Source organism: Phytopseudomonas argentinensis, assembly GCF_900113905.1.
GTDB lineage: Bacteria > Pseudomonadota > Gammaproteobacteria > Pseudomonadales > Pseudomonadaceae > Aquipseudomonas > Aquipseudomonas argentinensis.
Genome location: NZ_FORC01000003.1, coordinates 198,613 through 219,442, shown reverse-complemented (window position 1 = coordinate 219,442; position 20,830 = coordinate 198,613). Strand labels below are relative to the sequence as shown.

The following is a 20,830-nucleotide window of genomic DNA, read 5'->3' as shown; positions in this document are numbered from 1 at the left end:
GCGTCCTCTCGCGCGGCGGGCGTTATTGCACCTGTTCGAACTGGTAATGCAGATCCTGGTTCTGCACGCTCACCTGCACGCCGGCGAGCGGCTTGCCTTCGAGCAGGCGGCCGAGGAACTCGCGGCTCATGTCCGGCAGCATGCTGTTGGTGAGGATCGCGTCGATCTGCCGGCCACCGCTCTCGTTCTCGGTGCAGCGCGACACCACCAGGTCGACCACCGCATCGTCGTAGCTGAACGGCACCTTGTGGGTGCTTTCGATGCGCTTCTTGATGCGCTCCAGCTGCAGGCGGGTGATGGCCTTGAGCATGTCGTCCGACAGCGGGTAGTAGGGGATGGTCACCAGGCGGCCGAGCAGGGCCGGCGGGAAGATCTTCAGCAGCGGCTCGCGCAGCGCCTTGGCGATGCCTTCGGGCTCGGGCATCAGCTCGGGGTCGCTGCACAACCCGGCGATCATCTCGGTGCCGGCGTTGGTGGTGAGCAGGATCAGGGTGTTCTTGAAGTCGATCTGGCGGCCTTCGCCGTCCTCCATCACGCCCTTGTCGAATACCTGGAAGAAGATCTCGTGGACGTCCGGGTGGGCCTTCTCGACCTCGTCGAGCAGCACCACGCTATAAGGGCGGCGGCGCACCGCTTCGGTCAGCACGCCGCCCTCGCCGTAGCCGATGTAGCCCGGTGGGGCGCCCTTGAGGGTGGACACCGTATGGGCTTCCTGGAACTCGCTCATGTTGATGGTGATGACGTTCTGCTCGCCGCCGTAGAGGGCTTCGGCCAGGGCCAGGGCGGTTTCGGTCTTGCCCACGCCGGAGGTGCCGGCGAGCATGAACACGCCGATCGGCTTGTTGGGGTTGTCGAGCCCGGCGCGGGAAGTCTGGATGCGCTTGGCGATCATTTCCAGAGCGTGGTCCTGGCCGATGATGCGTTTCTTCAGGTGCGCATCCAGCTTGAGAACGGTTTCGATCTCGTTGCGGGCCATGCGCCCGACCGGAATGCCGGTCCAGTCGGCGACCACCGACGCCACCGCCTGGTAATCGACGGTCGGCAGGATCAGCGGGTCTTCGCCCTGCAAGGCGCTCAAGCGGCTCTGCAGGTCTGCGAGCTTGCTGCGCAGGGCGGCGTGCTCCTCGTCGCTCAGGCGCGCCTCGCCGGCCTCGCGGCTGGTGTCGTCCACCGGTTCGGCGGCGGCACGCAGGCTGGCGCGGGTGGCCAGCAGCTCGTCGACCAGCGCCTTCTCGTCGGCCCAGCGGGTCTCCAGGGTAACCAGGCGCAGGCGCTCTTCGGCCAGGGCCGCGTCGACGTCGAGCAGGCGGCTGCCGATGTTCACGCCGATGGCTTGTTCGCGGCCGATGATGGCCAGCTCGGTTTCCAGTGCCTCGATGCGCCGACGGCTGTCATCCACCTCGGCCGGCACCGCGTGCAGACTGATCGCCACGCGGGCGCAGGCGGTGTCGAGCAGGCTCACAGACTTGTCCGGCAGCTGGCGCGCCGGGATGTAGCGGTGCGACAGCTTGACCGAGGCTTCCAGGGCTTCGTCGAGGATCTGCACCTGGTGGTGCTTTTCCATGGTCGCGGCGACGCCGCGCATCATCAGGATGGCGCGATGCTCGGAAGGCTCGTCGACCTGCACCACCTGGAAACGGCGAGTCAGGGCCGGATCCTTCTCGATGTGTTTCTTGTACTCGGCCCAGGTAGTGGCGGCCACGGTGCGCAGGGTACCGCGGGCCAGCGCCGGCTTGAGCAGGTTGGCGGCATCGCCGGTGCCGGCCGCGCCGCCGGCGCCGACCAGGGTATGGGCTTCGTCGATGAACAGGATGATCGGCTTGGGCGAGCTCTGCACGTCCTCGATGACCTGGCGCAGGCGCTGCTCGAATTCACCCTTCATGCTGGCGCCGGCTTGCAGCAGGCCAACGTCCAGGCTGCGCAGCTCGACGTCCTTGAGGCTCGGCGGCACGTCGCCGGCGACGATGCGCAGGGCGAAACCTTCGACCACCGCGGTCTTGCCGACGCCGGCTTCACCGGTAAGGATCGGGTTGTTCTGCCGGCGCCGCATGAGGATATCGACCAGCTGGCGGATCTCGTCGTCACGGCCGACGATGGGGTCGAGCTTGCCGCTGCGCGCCTGCTCGGTGAGGTCGACGGTGAAACGCTTGAGCGCTTCCTGCTTGCCCATGGCACTGGGTGCGATGGCGCCGCTTGCTTCGCCCGGGGCACTCGCCTGGAAGCCATCGGTGGCGCTCAGGGCGTTCTCCGGCGAGGCGCCTACGATCTCGTCGAAGCGCTCTGTAAGGGTCTCGACCTTGAGTTTCTCGAACTCCCGGGAGATGGCCAGCAGCGCATTGCGCAGGCTCGGCGTCTTGAGGATGCCGACGATCAGGTAGCCGCTGCGCACCTGGCTTTCGCCGAACATCAGGCTGCCGTACACCCAGCCGCGCTCGACCGCTTCCTCGACATGGGAGGACAGGTCGGTGATCGAGGTGGAGCCACGCGGCAGACGATCCAAGGCTTCGGTGATGTCCTTGGCCAGGCGCGCCGGCTCGATGCTGAACTGGCGGATGATCTGGTGCAGGTCGGAATCCTGCAGCTGCAGGATCTGGTGCAGCCAATGGCTCAGCTCGACGTAGGGATTGCCACGCAACTTGCAGAATACCGTGGCGGCTTCGATGGCCTTGTAGGCGACGCTGTTGAGCTTGCCGAACAACGCGGCGCGACTGATTTCACCCATTTTCCTGTCCTCTAATTCGGGGTAGTGAGCGGCTGGGTGACGACGTGGTGTCGGTCCAGCAGCAGATCCTTTGCATCCTCGCTCGGTTTTCCAAGCCAGGTATCGAAGCCGAGTCGGCAGCCGCCATCCAGTGATGCGGGCGGCACCTCCTCCTGTTTGAGCACCAGGTTGGTGTCCCAGTCCAGTTCCATGCCGACGTATTCGGCCACCCAGGCCGCCAGCTCGGCGAGCAGCGGCTGATCAGGCAGAAAACGCCGGTACTGCGTCAGGCTCAAGGGGCCGATACGCAGGCGAAATTTGTGCTGCCGGTCCCACACGTGGGTGCCCAGGCACAGATCCATGCCGAGCGTGCAGGTGCTGGCGCCCAGGCGGCTGTACTCGGGCAGCGGCAGCCATTGGCCGACGTATTCCTCGAGCGCCACCGGCACGCCGAAGTACTCGGCGAGGATGGCCTGCAGGCCGTCGGGGTAGCGGGTCTGGGCGGCCAGGTGCCCGGTGAAGTAATAGCGCGCGGCATCAGGGATCGGGCCCTGGTCGAGCAGACTCTCCATGCCGCGGCCGGACAGTGCGCCAAGGCGTGGCGACCAGTAGTCGTCAGCGGCGCGATCCTGGGCCACCGTCGGCCGGGCCTCGGCCCAGGCGCGGTAGAACAGGGTCAGCAGGCGATGATTGAATACGTCGAGAAAGCGCTTGAAGGTGGCGTCGCCGTGGTGGCGCTGGCGCTCGCGGGCGTGCTCGGTCAGGTGAATCGGCAATGGCCCGTTGGGGCCGGTAAGGCCGAAGAAGAACTGCTCGATGCGCGGTATGCCGGTGCTGTCGTGGATGACGCTGGCCAGGGTCGAAGGGGCGAAGCCGCAGTCCGGCTTCTGGCCGAGGCGCAGTGGGTCGTCGACCAGGCGTACGGAATGGCCCAGGCGCGGGCGTTCCGGGTATTCGCACTCGATGCGCCGCATGGCCTGGAAGAAATCGTAGTTCCAGGGCGCCTCGGCCATCGCCGCCAGGGTGTTCACAGCGTCGGTCGACATCCGGGCTTGGCCCTCCAACGCATTACTTCGCCGCGCTCGGTGGTGCGCAGCACCGTCTCGGTGAAGCTGTTGATCGACACGTAACGGGTCAGGAAGCGCTCCAGCACCGAACCGAGCAGGAACACGCCGGTACCGCGAAAGGCGTTCTCGTCGAACTCCAGGCCGATCTCCAGGCCACGCCCGAAGACGATCGGCCCCGGCATCGGCAGGCGCCGCGTGCATGGCTGGGCGCTGACCTTGCGCAGGCCGTCGATCTGCAGTTGCAGGGCGTTGTCGCCGACATCGCCGTAGAGGCGCAGCAGTTCACGCAGGGCGGCGGCGCCCTGGCCCTGTTCGCTGAGCGACAGGTAGTTGAGCGACAGCTGGCTGATCAGGCGCCAGGCGCTGGCATCGTGGGCGCGACTGGCACGCGGGCGGCTGGGGCCGGCCAGGCAGCGCACGGCGACCACCGGGGCGCTGTCTTCCAGGGTGAAATCGCTGCGCGTGCCACCGATCGGCATCGACAGCGGCAGATCGCGGTTGGTGCACAGCGCGCCGATGCCCAGCTGGCGCAGGTCGTGGCGGTAGGGCGCCTGGTTGGCGTCGACCAGGGAGATGAAGGTTTCGCTGCCGATATAGGTGGAGCGTGGGCCGTTGCGCCGCTGCTTGCTGGACAGTACCCGGGGTTCGCGGCGCAGGCTGTACCAGGCCTGTTCACGGCCGTAGCGCGACGGGTCGCGTACTGCGTAGAACGGCTGGAAGGGCTGCTCGGGGCCGCTGCCATGGCCACTGACTTCGGTGATCGAGTGGATCTCGAAATCCTGTGGGCGGGTGCGGTCGGCGATGATCTGGTGCTCGTGTACGCGATCGCTCAGGTGAATGCGGTCGGCGCGGCGGGCGAACAGGTTGATCGCCGGGGTGCAGAACAACCGGAATTGCTCGGCACCGATGCTGTTTTCCAGGCTGTTGTCGAGGCGGTTGAACAGCACCACGATCTCCAGTTCCTGGCTGCTGTTGCGCTGCACGGCGCGTTTGAGCCCGGTCAGCTCGACGAACAGAAAGCGGTTGGGCAGGGCGAAGTATTCTTGCAGCAGCCGGTAGCCCTGGAATGCCCTGGGCACCACTGGCAGTGCCGCTTCGCTGTCGTCGAAGCCGCGCGGGCGCAGGCTGTCCGGCGGCAGGCGTTCGACCCAGGAGCCGTCCACGGCGCGCACGAACAAGGCGCAGACGTTACCCATCAGCTGTTCGTAAAGGCGGAACGGCTGCTCGTCGGCGCCGTGCAGGAAGAATGTCAGGGTATCCAGGTCCAGGGCATTGAAAGGCAGGCCGGCGCCGGTGCGAAGGCGCAGGCGCACGGCTGCCTTGGCGCCAGGTTCGCTGGCGGCGATGCGGCCGAGCTGGGTGGTCGGGTTGCCGAAATAGCTGGCCTGAGTCACCTCCAGCGGCCATAGGGTGACCGGCTGGCAGGTGCGGTATTCGCAGGCGGTCTGCGCTTCGCTGCCCAGTGCGCCGCGCAGCGAGGCGCCGCGTTCGAGGGTGAAACCGCTGCTCAGCGAGCCTTCGTTGGGATCGGCGCACAGCTGCACTACGGTCATCGACGGGGTCGGTGCCAGGTAGTGCGGGTAGGCGATTTCCAGCAGGTTGTGGGTGAAGGTAGGGTATTCGGCGTCGAGTTTGAGCTGCACTCGCGCGGTCAGGTAGGCGAAGCCTTCGAGCAGGCGTTCCACGTAGGGGTCGGCGCATTCGACGCCGGACAGGCTCAAGCGGCTGGCGATCTTCGGGAATTCGCGGGCGAACTCCTCGGCGCTCTCGCGGATGTGTTGCAGCTCCTGGTTGTAATAGCCGAGCAGGCGCGGGTTCATCGGCGTTTCCTTGAGGCGTCGGCGGGCAATACCTGAACGTGCCCGGTTTCCAGGTCCAGCTCGGTGGTCAGCAGCAGGCGCAGCGGCATCGGGTGTGCCCACAGGTCACCCTCGATCTCGAAGCTCAGCGAGTTGTGGCTCATTTCCTCGGCTTCCTGACGAGCGCGCACGCGCAGCGACGAGCGCACGATGCGCGGCTCGAAGTCGGCAATCGCCTTGGTCAACAGGCGTTCCACCGCCGGGATGTCGATGCTTGAGGCACTATGCCCGGCCAGGGGCGGCAGGCCGAAGTTGACCACCGAACTGCCGGCGCGGGTGAGGGCCTCGTCATCGCTCGTCAGCGGTGCGATGGTGTTGAACAGCCAGGCCAGGTCGCGCAGCACCGAGGCGCGCAACTGGGTGAGGCTCAGCACGCGCTTGTCGACGCTTTCCGCGGGGTTTGCCGGGTCTTCGTCGAGCAGGCGATCGAGCAGGGCCGGTTGCAGGCGGTCCTGGCGTTTCAGGTCGGCCATGCCGCGTCATTCCCGTGCTCGAAGCTCAGTGAACGAATATCGAACAGCGCCTGTTCGCCACCCTCGAAGGCCAGCAGGCGCTGGCCGAGCGGCAGCCCGTTGTCCTGCCATTCGGTCTTGCGCGCCAGGCGCAGTGCACCGTCGGCGCTCGCGTGGCTGCCCGGGTAGCGGCTGGGAATCAGCGCCACGGTGCTGCCGCCGTTGGTCAGGGTCACCTGGGCCGGTAGCCAGACCAGGTCACGCAGATCGCTGGGGGCTTCGACATTGAGGCTGGCGATGTTTTCCATCGGCAGCCAGACGTAGCGGCCATTGACAATCAGTTCGAGCACCGGCCCCAGGCGCGGGTCGGCATCGGCCAGCCAGGCGAAGGGAGTGTCGTCGAGCTTGCCGGGTACCGCAGCGGCGGCTTCGAAGGCCTGGTCGCGCAGGCTCTGGGCGGCATCGGCGTTGCCCTGGGCATCCTGCTCCAAGGCGAGGATCAGTGGCGCCACCCAGTTCGCAGGCTGGCCAAGTACCACCGGCGTGGTCTTGCCGGCGAACACCTGCTCGCGCAGCGCTTCGCAATTGAGTGCGGTGCTGTAGGTCTGCACCATGGGCAGGCAGGCGGCGTCCAGGTCGCCGGCGACCTTTAGCTGGTTCTGCGCGCGGCTCCACTGGCCCATCACCGCCAGCAGCTGGAACAGGAATACCCGCAACTGCGCCTTGGCGGGCTGTGCCCGCACCTGATCCTGCAGTGCCTTCAGTGCCTCATCGAGGCGTGCTTCACGCAGGTAGTGTTCGGCAGTCATCGTCGGTCCCTGTACTGGCGCTGTCACCGCAGTGGTGCGGTGATTCCTCGGCGCGCCGTGCCTGCGTTGGCAGTGGGCGACGCGCCAGCGAAAAATTCGTTCTGATCAAAACCGGCGATGCCCGGCGTAGTGCCGGGCATCGCCGTGTGCCCAAACATCGAGCGGATGTTTACACCTTGACGTTCTGGCGGATATTCCAGCCGTACTTGACCGGGCCGCCGTCTTTGGCGCCGTCGGCTTTCTGCGGCTGATAGTCGACCAGCACCTGAGCGAAGTTCAGGGTGACGTTTTCCGTCAGGCGATCTTCGCCACCGCTACCGCCGGTGCTGATGGACGATACCAGTACTTCCTTGAGGGTGATGATCAGGTACTCGACCTGAGAGTCGCCACCGGCCTTGCGGATGGTCAGCTTGGCTTCCGGATAATGCTTGCCGCTGGAGCAGGCCATCATCAGGTTGGGGCTGGACTTGTCGACGTACTTGGTCAGCGACAGATCCTGAATGTTGACCTTGCCGGCACCGCCGCCACCGCCTACATGCATCGAGCCGGATTGGCTCATGCCCCAGCTCCAGGCCAGCACGTCGATTTCGTCGCCATGGGTCTTGTCCTTGGACTCGCCTTTGACGTCGCCAATCTTGATGAACATATCAACAGCCATCATTTCTCCTTTCGTGGCTTTTGCCACTCTGTTTCAGCTACGCCCGCGAAAGCGGGCGCCACAGTGACGAGCCTCAGGCCCCCTTGGCCGAAGGCAGTTTGGATACCAGGCGCAGCGACACGGTCAGCCCTTCGAGCTGGTAGTGCGGGCGCAGATAGAACTTGGAGCTGTAATAACCGGGGTTGCCCTCGATTTCCTCGACCACCACTTCCGCTTCGGCCAGCGGGTGCTGAGCCTTGGTAGTTTCGGTGGAGTGCGCCGGATCACCGTCGACGTAGTTAAGGATCCAGTCCTGCAACCAGCGCTGCATCTCGTCGCGCTCTTTGAACGAGCCGATCTTGTCGCGCACGATGCACTTCAGGTAATGCGCGAAGCGGCAGGTGGCGAACAGGTACGGCAAGCGCGCAGCCAGGTTGGCGTTGGCGGTGGCGTCCGGGTCGTCGTATTCAGCCGGCTTGTGCAGCGACTGGGCGCCGATGAAAGCAGCCAGGTCGGTGTTCTTCTTGTGCAGCAGCGGCATGAAACCGTTCTTCGCCAGTTCCGCTTCGCGGCGATCGGAGATGGCGATCTCGGTCGGGCACTTCATGTCCACGCCACCGTCGTCGGTGGGGAAGGTGTGCGCCGGCAGGTTCGGCACTTCACCGCCCGACTCCACGCCGCGGATGCGCGAGCACCAGCCGTAGAGCTTGAACGAGCGGTTGATGTTGACCGCCATGGCGTACGCCGAGTTGGCCCAGGTGTACTTGCTGCTGTCGGCGCCGTCGGTTTCTTCCTCGAAGGCGAACTCTTCGACCGGATCGGTCTTCGCCCCGTAGGGCTGGCGCGCCAGGAAGCGCGGCATGGTCAGCCCAATATATCGCGAATCCTCGGAGTCACGCAGCGAGCGCCAGCCGGCGTACTCGGGCGTGGTGAAGATCTTGGTCAGGTCGCGCGGGTTGGACAGCTCCTGCCAGGAACCCATGCCCATGACCGTCGGCGAGGCCGCGGAAATGAACGGCGAGTGCATGGCCGCGGAGATCTTGGCGATCTCGCCGAGCAGTTCCACGTCCGGAGGCGACTGGTCGAAGTAGTAGTCGCCCACCAGGCAGCCGTAGGGTTCGCCCCCGAACTGGCCGTATTCTTCTTCGTAGAGCTTCTTGAAGATCGGGCTCTGATCCCAGGCGGTACCCTTGAATTTCTTCAGGGTCTTGTGCAGTTCCGGCTTGGAGATGTTGAGCACGCGAATCTTCAGCTGCTCATCGGTCTCGGTGTTGTTGACCAGGTAGTGCAGGCCACGCCAGGCGCTTTCCAGCTGCTGGAAGTCCGGGTGGTGCATGATCAGGTTGACCTGGGCGGTGAGCTTGGCGTCGATCGCGGCGATGATCGATTCGACCGACTTGATGGCGTCGTCGGAGATCAGGTCGGTCTTGCTCAGGGCATGTTCGGCCAGGGTGCGCACCGCGGTTTCCACCGCTTCACGGGCGCGCTCGGTCTTGGGCTTGAATTCCTGCAGCAGCAGCGAGGCGAATTCGCTGGTCTGTTCGGAGGTGGCGAGCGACTGTTCGGACGCCTGGGTCTGTTGGCTCATCGGGGCGTCCTCTTAGGCTTGCGGCTCGTTGTCTTGGGGCTTGGGTGCGCTGGCCAGGGCCTGCAGCAGGGCCGGATCCTTGATCGCCTTGATGATCAGCTCTTCGGCACCGGTCTTGCCATCCATGTAGGTCAGCAGGTTGGCGAGCTGAGTACGGGCTTCGAGCAGCTGGTTGAGCGAGTCGACCTTGCGGGCGATGGCCGCCGGGCTGAAGTCGTCCATGCTCTCGAAGGTGATGTCCAGGCTCAGGTTGCCTTCACCGGTCAGCGCGTTGGGCACGTGGAAGGCCGCGCGCGGCTTCATGGCCTTGAGGCGCGAGTCGAAGTTGTCGGCGTCGATTTCCAGGAACTTGCGGTCGGCAACGGCGGCCTGGGGCTCGGCAGGCTTGCCGGCGAGGTCGGCCATCACGCCCATGACGAAGGGCAACTGCACCTTTTTCTCGGCGCCGTACAGCTCTACGTCGTACTCGATTTGCACCCGTGGGGCGCGGTTGCGCGCGATGAATTTTTGGCTGCTGGTGGTGTTGCTCATGTTGCTCCTCCTGTGCATGGGCACTGGCTTCTGCGGCCAATGGCCGGTAGCTGTGTGCGTGGGGCTTCCCTGAATATCCGCCGCACGTTAGTCGTATTCGGGGCCACGCAGGTTTTCGAACTGCGACATACCGTCGGGAATCAGGTTGCGCACGATTTCCGCGAAATCCGCGGTGACCAGCTTCTGCGCGCGCGTCAGTAAGACCGGAACCGGGCTGGAAGGTTCGTGCTGGGCGTAATATTCGAGCAGGCGATCGAGGGTGCGCAGCACGTCGTCACGACTGGCGATACGACCCGGTGCGGCGGGCGCCTGACGGGCTACCGGCTGCGTGCTCGCGTCGCTGTCGGCGGGCTCGCTGTACGGGACTGTAACGTCGCCATATTGCGAGTCGTCGTTGGCTGCCGGCGCCTGGTCATTGAAAATCTGCCGGGCGTGGCGCAGTACCTGCTTGAGCGATTCCAGGTTGGCGCTTTGCGCCGAGCCGACCCGCTCGCTGAGCAGCCCTTCGATATCGGCCAGCGCGGCGGCCGCTTCGTCGAGTGCGACGCGGGTGCTGTCGAGCAGCTCGGCGTCGGCGTCGAGAAACGCACCGCGCAGTTGCTCGGGCGACAGGGTTTCGCTGGAGAAGCGCTGCAGGTCGGCGGCGTTCAGGGCGGCGCGAATGCTCACGGCGCCAAAGGCGCGGGAGCGGGTGATGCTCGCCTCGCGCAGCAGCACGATCACCGGCTCGGCGCTCAGGGCATTGAGCGCGTTGATGCGGATGGTCGGGTCGTTGTCATCGTCGGCGTCGAGCTGCGGGTAGACGCCTTCCCAGTACTGGGTGAGCAGCTCGCGTACCAGGATCAGGCCCTGGGCCAGCCCGTTCAGACCGTCGAGGGCGATGGCGCTCTGCAGGTAGAGGCTGGCCAGGCGCAGGTCCTTGCTGCGTGCGAACAGCTCGCTGGCGCGCTCGCGCACCTGGCGCCAGTCCGGCGGTTCGGCGGCGATGACCGACTGGCCCATCTGGCGTTCCGGCTGGCCGATCGCCAGGCGTTCCAGTTCGAGGAAGTCGGCATCGTATTCGAGGTCGTCCCCGCACGGGTTGTCGTCGGATACCGCATTGAGCAAGTGCGACACATCCACCACGTCAGGTGCTCTCCATGTCAGGCCTGAAAAATCGAAATGAATCCTTGTTGGCGGGCTTCCCTGCAACCAGAGTTCGTGGCGCGATAAGGCTAAGTGCCACTACTGGCGCGGGGTCCGCTGCTAGCCGCGGCCATTCTCCGAGTGCGCTCAGATCATTGTCAAGCGAGGCCTAGGCGGTAGAAACTGTCGCGATGCACAGTATTTGCGTCTTCTGTGCAGTGACTCACAACCGTTTAGAGATATATGCCCGTCTGGGCATTGAACCCTATCGGCCAAGGGCAAAAAATAGGGCGTTTGGCATATCGACATCGCTCGAAGAGCATGGTCTTTTTACCGCACTGCAAGGAGCCGCAATGCCGCTGCGTCTGGTCATCACCACCTATCACAAGCTGACGCCCGGGCAACGTGCCGAGGTCGAGCTCGATCGGGGTGAGCTGAAAATCGGGCGTAGCGCCGGCAACGACTGGGTACTGCCTGACCCCGAGCGCCTGGTGTCCAGCCAGCACTGCGTGATCCAGTATCGCGACGGTATCTACTACATCACCGACACCAGCACCAACGGCGTGATCCTGCAGAATGCCGGCACGCGCCTGCGCCGTGGCAGCAGCGAACCGCTGGAAGATGGTGAGGTGCTGAAGATCGGCGAGTACGAGATTCGCGTGCAGATTAGTGGCATCAGCGTTGCGCCTTCTGCTTCGCCAGCATCCGGTATGGCCGACGACCCGTTCAACAGTTTCGAGGCGCTGCTCAGCCGCAGTGCCCAGCCGCTGGAGATGCCGCCGGTCAATCCCGCTCCCGCCGCGCCGGCGCCGCGCCGCGATTCACCATTCGACACCAAGCCGGATCTGTTCGATTTTCTCAGCCCGCCGCCTGCCGTGGCGCCGTCGGTTGCCGATCACGTGCCGGCGCAGCAGCATGACTTCCGACCGCCTCGTCCGACGCAGCCTGCACCTGCGGTGGTGCCTGAAGCAGCGCCGGCCTCGGTGATCCCGGCAGACTGGGATCCGTTCGCCGACTTGCAGGCAGCGCCGGTTCCTGCCCCGATTCCCGATCCCTTTGCCGCGCCGCCCAGGGTGGAGGCGCTGCAGGCTCCTGACCCTTTCGCCGAACCGCCGCAAGCCGAGGCTGCGCCGATCCCGGATCCTTTTGCCGACCTGGCGCCGATGCCAGCGGTGGAAATTCCCGCGTTCGCTGTGGAGCAACCGACGGTACAGCCGCTTCAACCGCCGCCTGTTGCCGAGCCGGTGGCGAAACCCCAGCCTGCACCTGCACCTGCACCTGCACCTGCACCTGCACCTGCACCTGCACCTGCACCTGCACCTGCAGCGCCGACTGCCGTTGACGATGGTGAGCTGATGGAGGCCTTTCTGCGTGGCGCCGGCCTGCAGCACCTGCGCCTGGATCGTGCCGCGGCCGCGGCGCAGATGGAGGCCATTGGCCGCAGTTACCGGCTGATGGTCGAGGGGTTGATCGACGTGCTGCGCGCCCGCGCCAGCCTCAAGGGCGAGTTCCGCATGGCGCAGACCATGATTCAGCCGATCCAGAACAACCCGCTGAAGTTCGCCCCCAATGTCGACGAAGCGTTGTTGATGCTGCTGCGCCACGACAACCAGGCATTCATGCCGCCGGACCAGGCAGTGGGCGAGAGCTTCGATGACCTGCGGGCCCATCAGCTGGCGCTGATGGCCGGGGTGCAGGCGGCCATCAAGTATTTGCTCGCACGCTTTGAACCGCGCGAGCTGGAGGGGCGTCTGAACAAGCCGAGCGGGCTCTCGGCGCTGTTGCCCAATGGCCGGCGCGCCCATTACTGGGAGCTGTTCACCGAGCTGTACGCGACCATTTCCCAGGAGGCCGAAGACGGTTTCCAGGAGCTGTTCGGTCGTGAGTTCAGCCGTGCCTACGAAGAACACATTACGAGATTGAGGGGCCGTTGAGGCCCTGTGGCCCGCCGCGTCGTGGCGGGCCAGCGGTAACCATCGAGGAAGCGTTATGCCAAGGATTCTGACACTGTTGGTCTTTCTGTTGCTAGGTGCCTGTGCGTCGGGCCCCGGGGAGCCAGCTCCCACCACCGTCCAACTGGAGTTGCAGGCCAGCCGCGACCTCAACCCGGCGCCTGCCGGCACCGCGTCGCCGGTCTGGGTACAGGTCTACCAGCTGCGCAATGCCTCGACCTTTTCCCGTGCCGACTTCTTTTCCCTGGTCGACCGCGCCGACGCCACCCTGGCCGGCGAGCTGATCGAAACCGAGCGTTTCGTGGTGCGCCCCGGCGAAACCCAGCGCAAATCGCTGACCCTCGATGATGCCACTCGCCACCTCGGCGTGGTGGTGGCCTATCGCGCCCTCGACCGTTCGATCTGGCGCCAGGTCATCGAAATTCCTGCCCATCAGGCAAGCGCCCTGCGCCTGCAGCTGGACGCCTATGCCATCAGCGCCGCGCCGCTGACCCCTCTTGAGTGACTGGAGACCCGTTCATGTCCTGGAACAATCGTGTGGTTTGGTCGGAGGGGATGTTCCTGCGGCCGCAGCACTTCCAGCAGCAGGATCGCTACATCGAAACCCTGGTGGAAAGCCGTAGCCATGCCGTGCAGCCTGGTGCCTGGGGCTTTTCCCAGTTGCTGGTGGACAGTGCATTGCTGGCCCAAGGCAAGCTGGCGATCCTCTCGGCGCGCGGCCTGCTGCCGGACGGCACACCCTTCAACATTCCCGAGAACGATGCCGCGCCAGCGCCGCTGAATATCGACGAGAACCTGCGCGACGGCGTCGTCTACCTGGCGCTGCCGCTGCGCCGTGCGGGGATCCGGGACACCGTGGAAGCGGGCGAAAGCCTGGGTTCGGCGCGCTACGAAAGCAGCGTGCATGAAGTGCGTGACGACAATTCCTCGCTGGAAAGCCGCGCGCCCGTGGCGATCGGCTCCCTGGCATTGCGCCTGATCACCGAGCGCGACGGCCTCGACGAACACGCGGCCATCGGTGTGGTGCGCGTGGTTGAGAAACGCGAAGACCGCAGCCTGTTGCTCGACGACAGCTACATCCCGCCGCTGCTCGATGTCAGTGCCTCGCGGCCCTTGTCCGGGTTTCGCAACGAGCTGCTCGGCCTGCTGCACCAGCGTGGTGAGGCCCTGGCCGGGCGAGTGGTGGCTTCCGGCGCAGGTGGTGCCTCGGAAATCGCCGATTTCCTGCTGCTGCAGCTGGTCAACCGCGCCCAGCCGCTGGTCGCCCATCTGGCGCGCATCACGCCGTTGCACCCGGAGGTGCTGTACCGCGAGCTGGTGGCGCTGGCCGGTGAGTTCGCCACCTTTACCGCGGCAGAACGGCGCCCGGGCGAGTACCCGGTGTACGAGCACGACGACCTGACCACCACCTTCGCGCCGGTGATGCTGGCGCTGCGTCAGGCGCTGTCGATGGTCATCGACAGCCGGGCGATCCCCATCCCTATCGTCGAGAAATCCTACGGCGTGCACGTGGCGATGCTCGCCGACAAGTCGCTGCTCGACTCGGCCAGTTTCATCCTCGTGGTGCGTGCCGACGTGCCGGGTGAGAGCCTGCGTGGGCATTTTCCACAGCAGGCCAAGATCGGCTCGGTCGAGCACATCCGCGACCTGGTCAACCTGCAACTGCCGGGCATCGGCCTGCTGCCGCTGCCGGTGGCGCCGCGCCAGCTGCCGTACCACGCCGGCTCCAACTATTTCGAACTGGACCGGGGCAGCGACCACTGGAAGCAGCTGATCCATTCCGGCGGTTTCGCTTTCCATATTGCAGGCCAGTTCCCGGGCCTGAACCTGGCCTTCTGGGCCATCCGAGGCTGACGCGCGATGACCATCGACGATCCATTTGGCGCCTTGCCCGGCCAGCCCGGCAAGGGCAGCGACCCGGCGAGCAACGACCGCACCATGATCATGCCGCGCCCCGGTGGCCGTGCTGCCGAGCCCGCGCGCCCGGCGCATGCCGGCTCACCGCCGCCGGCGATGCCCAGCGCGCCGCCGCTGGCGGCCCGTGGCCTGGGCCTGAACCCTATCGAAGCCGCGGCCGGACCAATGCTGGCGCTGCTAACGCGCCTGCGCAGCACCATTGCCCATCCCGCGCCGGCCAGCCTGCGCGCCCAGTTGCTCGGCTACCTGCGCCAGTTCGAGGACAAGGCCCGCGCCGCCGGTGTCGCTCAGGACGAAGTGATGCTGGCGCGCTACGTACTCTGTACCGCCCTGGACGAAGCCGTGCTCAGCACGCCCTGGGGTAGCGCCAGCGACTGGAGCAAGCAGAGTCTGCTGATCACCCTGCACAACGAAGCCTGGGGCGGCGAGAAGGTCTTTCAGCTGCTCGATCACTGCCTGCAGAACCCGCGCCAGCGCCTCAACCTGATGGAGCTTTTGTACCTGTGCATCAGCCTCGGCATGGAAGGTCGCTACCGGGTCATGCAGGACGGCCGCAGCCAGCTCGACGCCCTGCGTGAGCGAGTGGCGGCGACCATCCGTAGTACCCGCGGCGAGATCGAGCGCGAATTGTCGCCGCATTGGCGCGGCCTGGTGGTTGCCCGTGATCGCCTGCGCCAGTTCCTGCCGCCCTGGGTGGCGGTGGCCATCGGCCTGGCGATCCTGCTGTTGCTGCTGTTCGGCTTGCGCATGAAATTGGCAGCCGAAGCCGAGCCGGTGTTCCGCAACCTGCACGCCCTGGGCGACGTGCCTGTGCAGACCATCGACCGCCCGGCGCAGCAGCCACGGATCGTCGAGCGCCCACGCCTGGCAGGCTTTCTGGCCGAGGAAATCCGCGCGCAGAAGGTCGCCGTGGAAGACGCTGTCGACCGCTCCGTGGTGACCATCCGCGGTGACCAGTTGTTCGCCTCCGGCAGTGCAACCATTGCCGATGACTTCCAGCCGCTGCTGCTGCGCATCGCCGAGGCGATTCGCAAGGTCAACGGTCAGGTGCTGGTCACGGGGCACAGCGACAACCGGCCAATCGCCACGCTGCGCTATCCGTCCAACTGGAAGCTGTCCCAGGACCGGGCCCAGCAGGTGATGGACGTGCTGGCGGCCAAGACCGGCCAACCCGCGCGTTTCCGCGCCGAGGGGCGTAGCGACACCGAGGCGGTGGCGTCGAACGATACGGCAGAGGGCCGCGCGCGTAACCGCCGGGTCGAAATCACAGTCTTTGCGGAGGGCGTCGAGTGAAGGCGTTTTTCGGTTTCATGGCCCGTTGGGTCATGCCGGTATTGGGCCTGATCGCGCTGGCATTGGTGATCTGGTTCGTTGGCCCGTTGATCGCCATCGGCGGTTTCGAACCGCTGGCCGGCAGCACGGTGCGCTGGACGCTGATCATCCTGCTGTTCGCCCTGTGGGCGGCCTGGCGGCTGATGCGCATCATCCAGGCACGGCGTAATGCCGCCAGGGTCATGCAGGGCCTGGTGGAAGTGGCGCCGGACCCCACCAGTGTGGCCACCGCCGAGGAGCTGGCCACCCTGCGCCAGCGCATGGATGAGGCCCTGGGCCTGCTCAAGCGCGCCAAGCTCGGCGGCGGTGAGCGGCGCAACCTCTACGAATTGCCGTGGTACGTGATCATCGGCCCGCCCGGTTCCGGCAAGACCACCGCGCTGGCCAACTCCGGGCTGCGTTTCCCCCTCGCCGAGCAGATGGGTGCCGGCGCCGTGCGTGGCGTGGGTGGTACGCGCAACTGCGACTGGTGGTTCGCTGACGAAGCGGTGCTGCTCGACACCGCCGGTCGCTATACCACCCAGGACAGCCATGCGGCGGTCGACAAGGCCGCCTGGCTGGGCTTTCTCGACCTGCTCAAGAAGCAGCGCTCGCGCCGGCCTATCGATGGCGCCTTCGTGGCCATCAGTCTCTCCGACCTGCTGCTCGGCAGTGAAGGCGAGCGGGCGGCCCATGCGGTGGCCATCCGCTCCCGGGTGCAGGAGCTGTATACCCAGCTTGGCGTACGCTTCCCGGTGTACGTGATGCTCACCAAGCTGGACCTGGTGCCCGGCTTCATGGAGTTCTTTGAGGGCCTGAGCAAGGAAGAGCGCGCCCAGGTCTGGGGCATGACCTTCAGCCTGGATGACGGCAAGAGCGCCGAGGGCCCGTTGCAGGTATTTCGCAGCGAGTTCGATGCCCTGGAAGCGCGCCTCAACGAGCGCCTGGTCGAGCGCCTGCAGCAGGAGCGCGATCCGGCGCGCCGTGATCTGATCTACGGCTTCCCGCAACAGTTCGCGGCGCTGCGTGAAGCGCTGGCGGGCTTTCTCGACGGCGTGTTCAAGCCCAACCCCTACGAGGAGCGGGTGCTGCTGCGCGGTGTGTACCTGACCAGCGGCACCCAGGAAGGCAGCCCGATCGACCGGCTGATCGGCGCCATGGCGCAGAGCATGAGCCTGGACCGCCAGCACCTGGCCCGCCAGACCGGCACCGGGCGCAGCTACTTCATCGAGCGGCTGCTGCGTGACGTGGTATTCGGCGAGCGCGGCCTGGTCGGCGCCAACCCCAAGGTCGAGCGGCAGAAGCGCTGGCTGGCCCGCGGGGTGATCGCCGCGACCGTGGTGCTGGTGCTCGGCACCGCAGCGGTGTGGTTCGCCAGCTTCCGCGCCAACCAGGCCTATATCGCCGCCGTGGATGCCCGCGTGCAGCCGCTGCGTGGCGAGCTGCAGGCGCTCAGCCCGGCGCAGCGCGAAGTGCTGGCGGTGCAGCCGCTGCTCAACGCCATCCGCAATGTCAGTGGTGATGCGCCAGGCTGGGCCGAAGGTTTCGGCCTGTACCAGGGCGACATGCTCGACAGCGAAGCCTCCAGTGTCTACCGCAAGCTGCTGATCGCCGTCATGGCGCCGCGGGTGCTGGCGCGCCTGGAAGAGCAACTGCGTGCCGGCGGCAATTCGGACTTCCTCTACGAAGGGCTCAAGGCCTACCTGATGCTCGGTGAGGCCGAACGCTACGACGCCGACTTCATCAAGGCCTGGATCGCCCTGGATTGGGACCGCAGCCTGCCGCGCGATCTGTTGCCCGAACAGCGTGAAGCGCTCAACGCGCACCTGGCAGCGCTGTATGACCGCCAGCCGCCGGTGGTACGCCTTGACGAGCAGCTGATCGAGGACGTGCGCCGCCAGCTGCAGCGCCTGTCCGTGGCCCAGCGCGCCTATGACCGGGTCAAGCGCCAGAAGCTGCCCGACGGCATCCCGGACTTCCGTATCAGCGACGCTGCGGGGCGTGATGCCGCGCTGGTGTTCACCCGCAAGAGCGGCAAGCCGCTGAACGAGCCGCTCAGTGGCTTCTACACCCAGCGTGGTTACCGCGAGGCGTTCCTGGTCGGCAGTGTCAGCCAGGCCGGTACGCTGGCCGAGGAGCAGTGGGTGCTTGGTCGCAGCCTGGACGACGGGCAGAACGCCGCGGCCCTGGCCCTGGAGGTGCGCCGTCTCTACGTGCAGGACTACATGCGCCAGTGGGATGCGCTGCTCGCCGATATCGACTTCGTGCCGGTGACCAGCGTGGCCCAGGCTGCGGATGTGCTGCGCGTGCTGTCGGGCCCGACGTCGCCGCTGAAAAAACTGCTGCAGGCGGTGGCCAAGGAAACCGACCTGCAGAAGGAAGAGCGCCTGGTCGCCGAGAAGCTCAAGGAGCGTGGCGGTGACACCGTCGATCGCCTCAAGCAGCAGCTCGGCTCGCTGGTGGGGCAGTCGGAAGAGGGCGCAGCCCAGGTGCTGGCCACCGAGATGGACCCGATCACCGCGCATTTCGCCGAACTCAACAGCCTGGTCGAGGATGCCGAAGGCCAGCCGCCGGCCATCGATGCGCTGCTGCAGGATCTCAACGCGCTGTACGTGCAGGTTAGCGCCATGAGCGGCGCCAGTGGCGATGCGCTGCTGGGCGAGTCGCGCAACCAGACCACCGCCGCCGCCGATCAGGTGCGCCTGAGCGCTGAGCGCCAGCCACCAGTGGTGCAGGGCTTCCTCAAGTCGGTGGTCGGCTCGACCACCGGCACCATGATGGGTGGCATCCGCAACCAGCTCAACGCGGCCTGGATGAGCGAAGTGGTCAGCGTCTATCGTCAGTCCCTGGCTGGACGCTATCCGCTGGATCGCGGCAGCAGCCGCGACGCGACCCTGGACGACTTCGGTCACTTTTTCGGCCAGGGCGGGGTGCTCGACAGTTATTTCCGGCGCTACCTGCAACCCTACGTGGACACCTCGGCCAGCACCTGGCGCTGGCAGCCGGGTGCCGCGCAAAAGCTCGGCATTGGCAGTGGCGTGCTGCAGACTTTCCAGCGTGCGGCGAGCATCCGCGAGGCCTTCTTCCGCTCCGGCGGTACCCAACCGATGGTGCGCTTCGAGCTGCGCCCGGTGGCGATGGACTCCAGCATCGAGCAATTCCAGCTCGATCTCGACGGCCAGCAGTTCACTTACGACCATGGCCCGGCGCGCCCGGTCGCCATGCAGTGGCCGAGCGCCAATGGCACGGGTGTGGTGCGCCTGAACATTTCGCCGGCGTCGGTCACTGGCCGCTCTGGCATCACCCTGGAAGGTCCGTGGGCCTGGTTCCGCCTGCTCGATCAGTCGGACCTGGCCCAGGGCAACTCGCCGGATCGCTTCACCCTGCGCATGCGCGTGGACAACGCGAGTATTTCCAGCGAGCTGCGCGCCAGCAGCGCCTTCAATCCATTCCGCCGCCAGGTGGTGAGCGGTTTCAGCCTGCCGGAGCGTTTGTGAGCACACCAGGTTTCTACGGCAAACTGGCCGTACGGGGAGATTTCATTCATCGCGGTTTGAGTCCGGCGTTTGTCGAGGCCTGGGATAACTGGCTGGCGGCGGGGCTGGCAGCCAGCCAGCAGACCCTTGGCGAGGCCTGGCTGGACGCCTACCTGGTCAGCCCGCTGTGGCGCTTTGCCGTGGCGCCCGGCCTGCTCGGCACGGAGCCGGCGTGCGGGGTGATGATGCCCAGCGTCGACCGGGTAGGGCGCTATTTTCCGCTGACCATCGCGTTGCCGTTGCCGGCGGATACCGATATCGGCCAACTGGTCAGCGGTACTGACGATTGGTTCGAGCGCGCCGAAGGGCTGCTGCTGTCGACGCTGGCGGAGGAGGCCGACGCCGACGCGTTCGAGCGCGGCGTCGAAGCCCTGGGCAGCCCGCAATTGGCGACCTGCAACGGGCCGCGCTGGGATGCCAGCGGCGCCGCTATCTGGTCTGTGGACAACCCCCAGGGCCGCGGTCTGGCCCTGATGCAGCAGACCTGCAGTGGCGCCAGCCTGTGGTGGGGCAATGGTTCCGAGCGCGTGGCGCCGGGGCTGGTGCGCTTCGCCGGGTTGCCGCCGGCCGAGGCGTTCTGCAGGTTGCTCAGCGAGTCTGCGGGAGGTCAGCCATGACCCCGTCGACCGTCACCCGCTACCGGTCGGCCAGCCATACCCATGTCGGCATGGTGCGCAAAATCAATGAGGACGCCTGCCTGGACGCCCCGGAAAATGGCCTGTGGGCCGTCGCCGACGGTATGGGCGGGCATGCCAGCGGCGACTTCGTCAGCAGCCTGATCATCGACAGCCTGCGCGCCCTGCCGCCCAGCGCGGTGCTCGACACCTACCGCGGGGCGATCATCGACACCCTGGATCAGGTCAACGGGCAGGTGCGCGTCGAGGCGCAGAAGCGCGGCGGCGCGACCATGGGCAGCACCGTGGTGGTGCTGGCTGCACGGGGCGACGAAGCGCTGTGCCTGTGGGCCGGTGACAGCCGCCTGTACCGGCTGCGCAATGGCGACCTGCAGCCGATCAGCCGTGACCACAGCTACGTGCAGGAGCTGGTCGACAGCGGCCTGCTCGACGACGAGGCGGCGCGCAGCCACCCGATGGGCAACATCGTCACCCGCGCCCTCGGCGTGCAGGATGAGCTGGAACTGGAAACCACCAGGCTGGATGTGCGTCCCGGCGACACCTTCCTGCTCTGCAGTGACGGCCTGAACAAGACGGTCGAAGATCACGAATTGCGTGAAGTGCTGGGTCACGAAGACCCTTACCAGGTGGTGCGTAGCCTGGTGCACCTTGGCTTGACCCGGGGCGCGCCGGATAATATTACCGCCGTGGTGATCAAGGCCGGTTAGGCC

At 66.2% G+C, this 20,830-nt stretch carries 16 protein-coding genes; 7 read left to right on the top strand and 9 right to left on the bottom strand.

Annotated elements, in window-relative coordinates; genetic code table 11:
• Positions 1-22: 22 nt before the first annotated feature.
• From tssH to tssA, 9 genes are all read right to left on the bottom strand, one after another.
• Positions 23-2,722 (bottom strand): type VI secretion system ATPase TssH, encoded by a 2,700-nt coding sequence (tssH, locus tag BM154_RS15515; protein ID WP_074885910.1) that lies wholly within the window; start codon positions 2,720-2,722, stop codon positions 23-25.
• Between the two features lie 11 nt (positions 2,723-2,733).
• On the bottom strand, positions 2,734-3,747 hold the full coding sequence (tssG, locus tag BM154_RS15510) for a type VI secretion system baseplate subunit TssG (protein ID WP_074885907.1): 1,014 nt from the start codon (positions 3,745-3,747) through the stop codon (positions 2,734-2,736).
• Positions 3,729-5,588 (bottom strand): type VI secretion system baseplate subunit TssF, encoded by a 1,860-nt coding sequence (tssF, locus tag BM154_RS15505; protein WP_074885904.1) that lies wholly within the window; start codon positions 5,586-5,588, stop codon positions 3,729-3,731. Before tssF ends, tssG begins: the two co-directional genes overlap by 19 nt.
• A complete protein-coding gene (tssE, locus tag BM154_RS15500) occupies positions 5,585-6,100 on the bottom strand; it encodes a type VI secretion system baseplate subunit TssE (RefSeq protein ID WP_074885901.1) in 516 nt (171 codons plus the stop codon). Before tssE ends, tssF begins: the two co-directional genes overlap by 4 nt.
• Entirely contained in the window at positions 6,088-6,888 is an 801-nt protein-coding gene (locus BM154_RS15495) for a type VI secretion system accessory protein TagJ (protein ID WP_074885898.1), read from the bottom strand. Before BM154_RS15495 ends, tssE begins: the two co-directional genes overlap by 13 nt.
• A gap of 169 nt (positions 6,889-7,057) precedes the next feature.
• Positions 7,058-7,546 carry an Hcp family type VI secretion system effector gene (locus BM154_RS15490; RefSeq protein WP_074885894.1) on the bottom strand — a complete coding sequence of 163 codons (489 nt, stop codon included), beginning with the start codon at positions 7,544-7,546 and terminating at the stop codon, positions 7,058-7,060.
• 73 nt (positions 7,547-7,619) lie between these two features.
• Entirely contained in the window at positions 7,620-9,113 is a 1,494-nt protein-coding gene (gene tssC / locus BM154_RS15485) for a type VI secretion system contractile sheath large subunit (RefSeq protein WP_027904019.1), read from the bottom strand.
• Positions 9,114-9,125: 12 nt separating this feature from the next.
• Entirely contained in the window at positions 9,126-9,644 is a 519-nt protein-coding gene (gene tssB / locus BM154_RS15480; protein ID WP_073263152.1) for a type VI secretion system contractile sheath small subunit, read from the bottom strand.
• A gap of 87 nt (positions 9,645-9,731) precedes the next feature.
• Positions 9,732-10,769: a type VI secretion system protein TssA gene (tssA, locus tag BM154_RS15475; protein WP_074885890.1), complete on the bottom strand. Its 1,038-nt coding sequence runs from the start codon at positions 10,767-10,769 to the stop codon at positions 9,732-9,734.
• Between the two features lie 353 nt (positions 10,770-11,122).
• Here tssA and tagH point away from each other — a divergent pair, with 353 nt between their 5' ends.
• Genes tagH through BM154_RS15440 form a run of 7 tightly spaced genes read left to right on the top strand, consistent with a single transcriptional unit; the run spans position 11,123 to position 20,827 of the window.
• On the top strand, positions 11,123-12,703 hold the full coding sequence (gene tagH, locus BM154_RS15470; RefSeq protein ID WP_074885887.1) for a type VI secretion system-associated FHA domain protein TagH: 1,581 nt from the start codon (positions 11,123-11,125) through the stop codon (positions 12,701-12,703).
• A 55-nt stretch (positions 12,704-12,758) separates the two neighbouring features.
• Entirely contained in the window at positions 12,759-13,226 is a 468-nt protein-coding gene (tssJ, locus tag BM154_RS15465; RefSeq protein WP_074885884.1) for a type VI secretion system lipoprotein TssJ, read from the top strand.
• 14 nt (positions 13,227-13,240) lie between these two features.
• The gene (gene tssK, locus BM154_RS15460; protein ID WP_074885881.1) at positions 13,241-14,575 is read left to right on the top strand and encodes a type VI secretion system baseplate subunit TssK; all 1,335 of its coding nucleotides are present in this window, start codon (positions 13,241-13,243) and stop codon (positions 14,573-14,575) included.
• A 6-nt stretch (positions 14,576-14,581) separates the two neighbouring features.
• The gene (locus BM154_RS15455) at positions 14,582-15,931 is read left to right on the top strand and encodes a DotU family type VI secretion system protein (RefSeq protein ID WP_074885877.1); all 1,350 of its coding nucleotides are present in this window, start codon (positions 14,582-14,584) and stop codon (positions 15,929-15,931) included.
• Positions 15,928-19,446 carry a type VI secretion system membrane subunit TssM gene (gene tssM / locus BM154_RS15450; RefSeq protein ID WP_074885874.1) on the top strand — a complete coding sequence of 1,173 codons (3,519 nt, stop codon included), beginning with the start codon at positions 15,928-15,930 and terminating at the stop codon, positions 19,444-19,446. The genes BM154_RS15455 and tssM overlap by 4 nt, the downstream gene beginning before the upstream one ends.
• On the top strand, positions 19,443-20,102 hold the full coding sequence (gene tagF / locus BM154_RS15445; protein WP_074885872.1) for a type VI secretion system-associated protein TagF: 660 nt from the start codon (positions 19,443-19,445) through the stop codon (positions 20,100-20,102). Before tssM ends, tagF begins: the two co-directional genes overlap by 4 nt.
• A complete protein-coding gene (locus BM154_RS15440; protein WP_074885869.1) occupies positions 20,099-20,827 on the top strand; it encodes a PP2C family protein-serine/threonine phosphatase in 729 nt (242 codons plus the stop codon). Before tagF ends, BM154_RS15440 begins: the two co-directional genes overlap by 4 nt.
• Positions 20,828-20,830: the final 3 nt, after the last annotated feature.

Coding starts and splice junctions, on each gene's coding strand:
- tssH (WP_074885910.1), bottom strand. CDS start 2,722: ATGGGTGAAATCAGTCGCGCCGCGTTGTTCGGCAAGCTCAACAGCGTC.
- tssG (WP_074885907.1), bottom strand. CDS start 3,747: ATGTCGACCGACGCTGTGAACACCCTGGCGGCGATGGCCGAGGCGCCC.
- tssF (WP_074885904.1), bottom strand. CDS start 5,588: ATGAACCCGCGCCTGCTCGGCTATTACAACCAGGAGCTGCAACACATC.
- tssE (WP_074885901.1), bottom strand. CDS start 6,100: ATGGCCGACCTGAAACGCCAGGACCGCCTGCAACCGGCCCTGCTCGAT.
- BM154_RS15495 (WP_074885898.1), bottom strand. CDS start 6,888: ATGACTGCCGAACACTACCTGCGTGAAGCACGCCTCGATGAGGCACTG.
- BM154_RS15490 (WP_074885894.1), bottom strand. CDS start 7,546: ATGGCTGTTGATATGTTCATCAAGATTGGCGACGTCAAAGGCGAGTCC.
- tssC (WP_027904019.1), bottom strand. CDS start 9,113: ATGAGCCAACAGACCCAGGCGTCCGAACAGTCGCTCGCCACCTCCGAA.
- tssB (WP_073263152.1), bottom strand. CDS start 9,644: ATGAGCAACACCACCAGCAGCCAAAAATTCATCGCGCGCAACCGCGCC.
- tagH (WP_074885887.1), top strand. CDS start 11,123: ATGCCGCTGCGTCTGGTCATCACCACCTATCACAAGCTGACGCCCGGG.
- tssJ (WP_074885884.1), top strand. CDS start 12,759: ATGCCAAGGATTCTGACACTGTTGGTCTTTCTGTTGCTAGGTGCCTGT.
- tssK (WP_074885881.1), top strand. CDS start 13,241: ATGTCCTGGAACAATCGTGTGGTTTGGTCGGAGGGGATGTTCCTGCGG.
- BM154_RS15455 (WP_074885877.1), top strand. CDS start 14,582: ATGACCATCGACGATCCATTTGGCGCCTTGCCCGGCCAGCCCGGCAAG.
- BM154_RS15440 (WP_074885869.1), top strand. CDS start 20,099: ATGACCCCGTCGACCGTCACCCGCTACCGGTCGGCCAGCCATACCCAT.